Source organism: Corallococcus sp. CA053C (genome assembly GCF_003611675.1).
Lineage (GTDB): Bacteria > Myxococcota > Myxococcia > Myxococcales > Myxococcaceae > Corallococcus.
On sequence record NZ_RAWA01000445.1, the window covers coordinates 1 to 7,782 of the forward strand.

At 70.2% G+C, this 7,782-nt stretch carries 6 protein-coding genes; 3 read left to right on the top strand and 3 right to left on the bottom strand.

Features of this window, described 5'->3' with window-relative positions; translation table 11 throughout:
* On the top strand, window positions 1-556 hold a 556-nt coding region (locus tag D7V97_RS36760; protein ID WP_233583454.1), incomplete at its 5' end, for a nuclear transport factor 2 family protein.
* Between the two features lie 92 nt (window positions 557-648).
* Here D7V97_RS36760 and gyrA read toward each other — a convergent pair.
* Both gyrA and D7V97_RS36770 read right to left on the bottom strand, forming a co-directional pair.
* Complete coding sequence (gene gyrA / locus D7V97_RS36765; RefSeq protein ID WP_120615276.1) at window positions 649-3,486, bottom strand: DNA gyrase subunit A; 2,838 nt, start codon at window positions 3,484-3,486, stop codon at window positions 649-651.
* A gap of 226 nt (window positions 3,487-3,712) precedes the next feature.
* Window positions 3,713-4,480, bottom strand: a complete 768-nt coding sequence (locus D7V97_RS36770) for a M48 family metallopeptidase (RefSeq protein WP_120615277.1) — start codon at window positions 4,478-4,480, stop codon at window positions 3,713-3,715.
* A gap of 112 nt (window positions 4,481-4,592) precedes the next feature.
* Between D7V97_RS36770 and D7V97_RS36775 the strand changes: the two genes are divergently transcribed.
* Together D7V97_RS36775 and D7V97_RS36780 are read left to right on the top strand one after the other, a co-directional pair.
* Window positions 4,593-5,912, top strand: coding sequence for a Xaa-Pro peptidase family protein (locus D7V97_RS36775; RefSeq protein WP_120615278.1), 1,320 nt, complete (start codon window positions 4,593-4,595; stop codon window positions 5,910-5,912).
* A 119-nt stretch (window positions 5,913-6,031) separates the two neighbouring features.
* Window positions 6,032-6,391: a response regulator gene (locus tag D7V97_RS36780; RefSeq protein WP_120615279.1), complete on the top strand. Its 360-nt coding sequence runs from the start codon at window positions 6,032-6,034 to the stop codon at window positions 6,389-6,391.
* A 7-nt stretch (window positions 6,392-6,398) separates the two neighbouring features.
* Here the strand turns inward: D7V97_RS36780 and D7V97_RS36785 are convergent, their stop codons facing one another.
* Window positions 6,399-7,607, bottom strand: a complete 1,209-nt coding sequence (locus D7V97_RS36785; protein ID WP_233583455.1) for a lipopolysaccharide assembly protein LapB — start codon at window positions 7,605-7,607, stop codon at window positions 6,399-6,401.
* Between the last annotated feature and the right edge of the window lie 175 nt (window positions 7,608-7,782).

Sequence of the window (7,782 nt, forward strand, 5' to 3'; positions counted from 1 at the left end):
GCCCAAGGCCGCCCCGACAGCGCCCGCTGCGGCGACGAAGCCCAATCCCATCCGGGCCGCCGCCGAGCGCACCCAGGCCGCGCTCGCCCAGCTCCCCGCGCCGAAGCCGGAGGACGTGAAGTCCATCGACTCCCTCCTCAAGGCCCTCTACGACGTCATCAGCGGCCCCGCGGGCACGCCTCGCGACTGGGCCCGCTTCCGCTCCCTCTTCCACCCCGGCGCGACGCTGGTGCCGCTCGTGCACGTCAAGGCCGCCACCGGCCTCCACGCGCGCCCCATCACGCCGGACGAATACGTCGCCATGGGCACGGAGGTCTCCGCCGCGCACTCCTTCTTCGAGAAGGAGACCGCCCGCCAGACGCTCGGCTTCGGCGACCTGGTGCAGGTGATGAGCACCTACGAGACGCGCGAGGCCCAGGACGGCCCCGTCGTCGCCAAGGGCGTCAACAGCCTCCAGCTGTTCAACGACGGCCAGCGCTGGTGGGTGATGCACATCGTCTGGCTGGACGAACAGACCGCCGGCATCAAGGTGCCCAAGGACCTCACCCGCAAGTAGCCCCTGCCCCAAATGAAGAGGGCCGGGACCCGGAAGCGCATCCCGCGCCCCGTTCCCGACCCTCCGGTCCCTCACGAACTACCGCCCGGCGTTCAGCCTTCCGAACCGGGCTCGCTGCCCGCCGCGTCCGAGTCCGAACCCGATTCCGAGCTGGCTGGGGCCGCCGCGTCATCGAACGGCGTCGCGGCAGCCGCTTCACCCGGAGCCGCCTCCACCGGAGAGGTGGTCTCGGTCTCCTCCTCCGACTCCTCGCCTTCGGGCAGCTTGGAGATGGCCATCACCTTCTCCTCGCCGTTCTCCAGCGCGATGAGGCGCACGCCCTGCGTGTTGCGGCCGATGACGGAGATCTCCTTCACCTTCATGCGGATGAGCATCCCGCCGTTGGTGACGATCATCACCTCGTCGGTGTCCTTCACCTGCACCACGCCCACCACGCGGCCGTTCCGCTCGGTGGTCTTGATGTCGATGATGCCCTTGCCGCCTCGGCCCTGCTGCCGGTACTCGGTGTCCTGCGTGCGCTTGCCGTAGCCGTTCTCCGTCACGGTGAGGATGGCGCTGTCGCGCTCCACCGCCGGCACCGGCTCCGCGCCGGCCTCCGGCTCCGCCACGGCCTTCTCCGGCTCCATCAGGTCCGCACCGACGACCTCGTCGCCCTCTTCCAGCGTGATGCCCTTCACGCCGTAGGCCTGCCGGCCCATGGAGCGCACGTCGCTCTCCGGGAAGCGGATGCTCATGCCGGAGGCCGTGGACAGGAGGATGTCCTTCGTCCCGTCGGTGATCATCACGCCCACCAGCTCGTCGCCGTCGTCGATGCCCAGCGCGATGATGCCGCTCGCGCGCACACTGTCGAACGCGCTCAGGTCCGTGCGCTTCACCACGCCCTTCTTCGTGACGAAGAAGACGTAGCGGTTCTCCGGGAAGTCGCGCGTCACCAGCACCTGCGCCAGCCGCTCGCCCTCACCGAACTGCACCAGGTTCACGATGGCCTTGCCGCGCGACGTCCGGCTGCCCTGGGGAATCTGGTACACCTTCAGCGAGTACAGCTTGCCCTTGGTGGTGATGGGCATCAGGTACGCGTGCGTGCTGGCCACGAACACCTTGGTGACGAAGTCGTCCTCCTTCGTCCCCGCGCCCGTCTTGCCGCGCCCGCCGCGCTTCTGCGCCCGGTACTCCGACAGGGGCGAGCGCTTCACGTAGCCCGTGTGCGAGAGCGTGACCACCATCGTCTCCTCGGCGATGAGGTCCTCGTTGGTGAACTCGTCCACCGCGCCGCTGATCTCCGTGCGGCGCTTGTCACCGTAGCGCTCGCGGATCTCCATCAGCTCCGCCTTGATGACGCTCAGCAGGCTGTTCTCGTTGGCGAGGATGTCCTGCAGCCGGATGATGTCGCGCGCCAGGCCAATGAGTTCGCGGAACAGCTCCTCGCGCTGCAGGCCGGTGAGCCGCTGCAGGCGCATCTCCAGGATGTTCTGCGCCTGGTCCTCGCTGAAGCCCGCGCCCTCGTACTTGTGCGCCAGCCCCCCGTAGGACGGCTCCTCGTTGCGAGCGCGGCTGACCAGCAGCTCCATCTGCGCCTTGGCGTGCGCGTAGTCGATGCGCTGCAGGTCCTTGAAGTGCTCGCGCGTGTAGAGCTCCGGCGACAGGATGTTCATCAGGCCCCAGCGGGCCTCGTCCGGGTCGCGGGACGCGCGGATGAGGCTGACCACCAGGTCGATGAGGTCCTGGGCCACCAGCAGGCCCTCGACGATGTGCATGCGCGCCAGCGCCTTGCGCAATTCGTAGCGCGTGCGGCGCGTCACCACGTCGCGGCGGTGCGCGACGAAGCGCTCCAGCATCTGCTTCAGGTCGAGCGTGCGCGGCTGCCCGCCGTCGATGGCCAGCATCACCACGCCGAACGTCGTCTCCAGCTGCGTCATGGAGAAGAGGTTGTTGAGCACCACCTGGGACATCGCATCGCGCTTGAGCTCGATGACGATGCGCATGCCCTGCCGGTCGCTCTCGTCGCGGATGTCGCTGATGCCCTCCAGCTTCTTCTCGCGCACCAGCTCGGCGATCTTCTCGATGAGCCGGGCCTTGTTCACCTGGTAGGGCAGCTCCGTGACGATGATGGCCTCACGGTCGCCCTTCTTGTTCGCTTCGATCTCCGTGCGCGAACGGATGGGGATGGAACCCCGGCCCGTCTCGTAGGCGCGCATGATGCCCTCGCGGCCGGTGATGATGGCCGCGGTGGGGAAGTCCGGCCCCTTGATGAACTCCATCAGGTCCCGGACGGTGCACGCCGGGTTGTCGATGAGGTGGAGCGTGCCCGTCACCACCTCCGTCATGTTGTGCGGCGGGATGTTGGTGGTCATGCCCACCGCGATGCCGCTGCTGCCGTTGACGAGGAGGTTGGGGAACTTGGCCGGCAGGACGAGCGGCTCTTCCAGCGAGTCGTCGTAGTTGGGCCCGAAGTCGACGGTCTCCTTGTCGATGTCCGACAGGAGCTCCTCCGCCAGCCGGTCCATGCGCACTTCGGTGTAACGCATGGCCGCGGGGGAGTCGCCGTCCACGGAGCCGAAGTTGCCCTGGCCGTCCACCAGCAGGTAGCGCAGGCTCCACTCCTGCGCCAGGCGCACCATGGCCTCGTACACGGACGAGTCGCCGTGCGGGTGGTACTTACCGATGACGTCACCCACCACGCGCGCGCTCTTCTTGTAGGCGCGGTTGTGGAGGTTGCCCAGGTCGTTCATCGCGAAGAGGACGCGACGGTGCACGGGCTTGAGGCCGTCGCGCACGTCTGGCAGCGCGCGGCCGATGATGACGGACATCGAGTAGTCGAGATACGAACGGCGCATCTCGTCTTCGATGTTGATGGGAATGAGCTCTCCGGCGCCGCTCGACGGAGGAGGCGCGGAAGGCGTTGCCGGCGTGTCGGTGGTGTCGTCAGCCATGGGCTCTGGAAGGTGCGGACGGGCCCCTCACGTGGGGGGCTCCGCCCGATGGGAGAGTGTTCGTAACCCCTGGATTTCCCTCAGTCAACAGGGGAAACAGGGGGCATGTGCCCTGGCTGCCCGCCCGCCCGGTTCCAGGCGCGGGAAGAGGCCATTCCAGGGGCTCGTCTTGAACACCCGGGCGGTGCGTTTTCAGCCCCGCGGAACGCGTGTTTCTGGACCTTTTTCAGCCCTTCGGTCGGAGGCTCGCGGACAGCCGTTCGGCCTCCGCGCCCACACCGCCTTCGGGGTCCTTCTTCTTCGCCATGTCGAACGCGGCCAGGGCCCCTTCGCGGTCGCCCTTGAGCTTCAGCGCCACGCCCACGTTGAGGTGCGCGGCGGGGTTGTCCCGGTCCATGGACAGGGCCTCGCGGAACAGCGTGAGCGCCTGGTCCACGTCACCGGACAGGAGCGCTTCACGGCCCGCCTGCACGCGCTTGTCCGCGTCGTTGACCAGCTCCACCTCGAACACGCTGCGGCCCACGACGTTCGCCACCAGCATGCGCAGGATGCCGCCCCAGTAGAACGTGAGCCCCTCGGCGGCGACGACGGCGGCCAGCGGCAGGTCGGGCAGCAGCTGCTTGCCCCGGAACTTGAAGCGGACCTTCGTGTAGCGGCCCTTGTTGGTCCAGTGCACCAGTTCGCCCTGGAGCTTCTTGAGACCAGCCTCCAGCTGCGCGGGGTCGATTTCAAAGGGCAGCACCCGGCCCTTCGGCTCGCCAGCGGGCAGGCGCTTGCGGTCCTCTTCGCGGGGATCCGGAACGGCACCGGACTCGAAGACGGGTTCGGCCTCCAGCACGGGAGGCTTCGGGGCCGACGAGGAGGCGCGGCGGGGCGGCTCCACCTTCGACTTCACCGACTTCGCCGGCCGGGCCGGGGGCTTCACGGGCTCGGGCGGGCGCGTGGGCTGCTTCTTCGCCTTCACCGGGGACTTGCGGGGTGCCGTTTTGGCCATGGTTCCACTCTAAGCGAGCCATGCCTCCGCCGCTCGTGGGTTTCATTGGCGCGCGCTCGTGGAACAATCGGCGAAGAATCAGCGCCCTCCCCCACCCAGGAAGAACGCACCCATGACGCGCGTCCGGCCCGTCCTCCTCTCCGCCCTGCTGTTCGCCTCCGTCGCCCACGCGGCGCCCGCCGTTCCCGCCGCGGAAGGTGCGTGGCCGCGCCTGCGCAAGGAGCGCCTCCAGAAGCTCCTGCCCCAGGCCATGGCGCGCGCGGGTGTGGACGCGTGGGTGGTGCTCTGCCGTGAGAACGACAACGACCCGCTCGCGGGCCATGTGGGCGGGGAGAACGCGGGCGGCACCGCGGCGTTCCTGTTCCTGCGCGACGGCGCCCACGTGCGCTCGCTGGCGCTGTCCCCCGAGGGCGAGGCCACCGCGCTCAAGGACATGGCGGTGGTGGATGAGGTGGTGCCGGTGGACCGGGGCGCGGACGTGCTCGCGCTCGTCGCCGCGCGGCTCGTGAAGGCGAAGCCCGCGAAGGTGGCCGTCAACTCGTCGGAGCGGATGTCCATCGCGGACGGGCTGTCCGCCACCCAGCGCGCGAAGCTGGAGGCGGCGCTCCCGGCCGCGCTGCGCAAGCGGCTGGTGTCCTCCGAGGACCTCGTCTCCGAGTGGCTGTCGGTGAAGCTGCCGGAGGAGGTGGACATCATGCGCAAGGCCGCGGCCATCACCGCGCAGCTGGAGGAGGAGGCCTACCGCACGGTGGTGCCGGGCAGGACGCGCGACTCGGATGTGGCGCGCTTCCTCAAGAAGCGCATCGCGGAGCTGGGCGTGGGCGACGGGTGGCAGCCGGACCAGAACCCCAATGTGAACAGCGGCCCCACGCGCGGTCACTCCAACGCCACCGACCGCGTCATCCAGCCGGGGGACTTCATCCAGACGGACTTCGGCATCCGCGTGGGCGGCACCTGGGTGACGGACATCCAGCGCTTCGCGTACGTGCTGGCGCCGGGTGAGAAGCAGCCCTCCGCCGAGGCGCTGGCGAAGTGGGAGAAGTCGAAGAAGGGCAGCCGCATCGCGCTCGCGGCGATGAAGCCCGGCGTGCGCGGCTACGACGTGGACAAGGCCCAGCGTGACTGGATGCGCGAGGCGGGCTCCGAGCCCGTGATGTGGGGCACCGGCCACCCGGTGGGCTACTGGGCGCACGACGCCGGCCCCGCGCTCTCCGGCGCGCAGTCCGACAAGCCGCCCACGGGCTCCGCGCTGCGCACGCTCCAGCCCGGTCAGGTGTTCGCGTTCGACGGGTTCTTCGCCTGGAAGGACGGCAGCAGCCCGGACGCGCTGCGCATCCTCTCCGTGGAGGAGATGGCCGTCGTCACCGCCACCGGCGCCGAGTACCTCAACCCACCCCAGGAGCAGCTCATCCTCATCCCCTCGAAGCCCTGAGGCGCGCCGCGCGCACACACCTCACGACAAACCCAGGCAACCTCCCGGGTGGGGGGTGGGGCGCGCGGCAGGTCGGTCTCGGATACAGTCAGGGCCTCGCGGCGCCGGAGGAAGTCCCCATGCCAAGCGTGCTGGTCATCGACGATGACCTCTTCGTCCTCGCAACCGTGGGAGATGTCCTGCGTAGAGCGGGCTACACGGTGTTGACGGTGCAGTCCCCCGCCGAGGCGTTCCACCTGGACCTGTCCGGCGTGGCCGCCATCCTGTGCGACTACAACATGCCGGACATGAACGGCTCCGACGTGCTCATCGCCATGCGCGAGCTGCAGGAGTGCCGCGCGCCGTTCATCTTCCTCACCGGCCACTCGGACCTGGATGACCTCATCCCCGTGGCCATCCGCTACGGCGCGGAGCTGCTGCCGAAGCCCGTGGACGCCGGAGAGCTGACGCGGCTCTTGCGCAAGCAGCTCGCCGCCTGAACCCGCGTCAGCGCGGGCCCAGCTCCGTGAGCAGCGCTTCGGCCTGCGCCCGCCACTCGGGCGCCAGCGCGGGCTGGCGCAGCAGCGACACCAGCCGCGTCCTCGCCGGAGCGCGGTCGCCCAGCCGGGCCTCCACGTGGGCGAGCGACAGGACGGGTTCGGGCCGGTGCGGCGCGCGGTGGTGCGCCTGAGCCAGCAGGTCGCGCGCGGGCCATGCGGCCTCCGGCGGGCCGCCCTCCACCTGACGCAGCAGCAGCAGGCCCAGGCGCCACGCGGGCATCCAGTCCTCCGGGGACAGGCGCACGGCCTCGCGCCACGCGGTGAGCGCGCGCTCTACGTCCGGGGGCTCCTGCGCCTCGAACACCAGCGCCTCCACGGAGCGGCTGAGGCCGGTGGACATGCCGCGCGCCTCCAACTGGTCGCACAGCTCCAGGGCCTCGCGGAAGCGCCGCTCCGTCACGCGCAGGCGGGCCAGGTGCCCGAGCGCCGCGACGCCTTCGGGCTCCACCCGCACGCGTGCCTCCGCGGCGGACACCGCGCCCCGCACGTTGCCGCGCGCGAGCCGCACATCCGCCAGCGCCTTGAGCAGGCCCACGTCGTCCGGCACCGCCTTCTGCCCCTGGCGCAGCAGGTCCTCCGCCGCCTCCAGTTCACCGCCCGCCTCCAGCGCCCGCGCGAACACCAGGTAGCTGGGCGCGTGCCACGGATCCAGGTGCAGCGACCGCTCCAGGTGCGCGAAGGCCTCTTCCAACCGGTCCAGCAGGAAGAGCACGCGGGCGAGCTGGAAGTGGTGCAGCGCCACGCGCGGCTCCAGCGCCACGGCATGCGCCAGCGACGGGTGCGCGGCGGCCGCGTCCCCCTGCTCCACGTGCACGTAGCCCAGGCCGAAGAAGGCCTCGGTGGGCGGCGACGGCTCCGCCACGAGCGCGAGGTAGAGCCCCAGGGCCTCGGGCCACTCGCCGCGCCGCGTGTGCAGCGCCGCGCTCACGAGCCGCGTCTCGCGCTGTTCGCCCGCGCCGGCCCGGGTGACGCCCAGCAGCAAGGACTCCGCGCGCGCCTCGTCGCCGTCGACGAGGGCCAGCCGAGACAGCGTGAGCATCGCCCGCCAGTCGGAGGCGTTCTGCTCGTGCGCCTTCAGCGCCTCGCGGCGGGCCCCTTCCAGGTCACCCGCCTTGAACAGGGATTCGTAGCGTGGAACGGGGCTCAGGACAGACACTCCAATGGAGAATGGGCACGACGACGGGCACTGCACGGAAAGCTAACGAAGGGTCCCGCTGCGTGCCGTGTGGCGCCTTCCAGGAAGAGAGTCCTCCCGGGCCTCGGGTCCCGCGCAGGAGCCCCCACCGGAATCCCCGGACCGTCAGCCCGCCCCCAGATTAGCAGACAAGCAG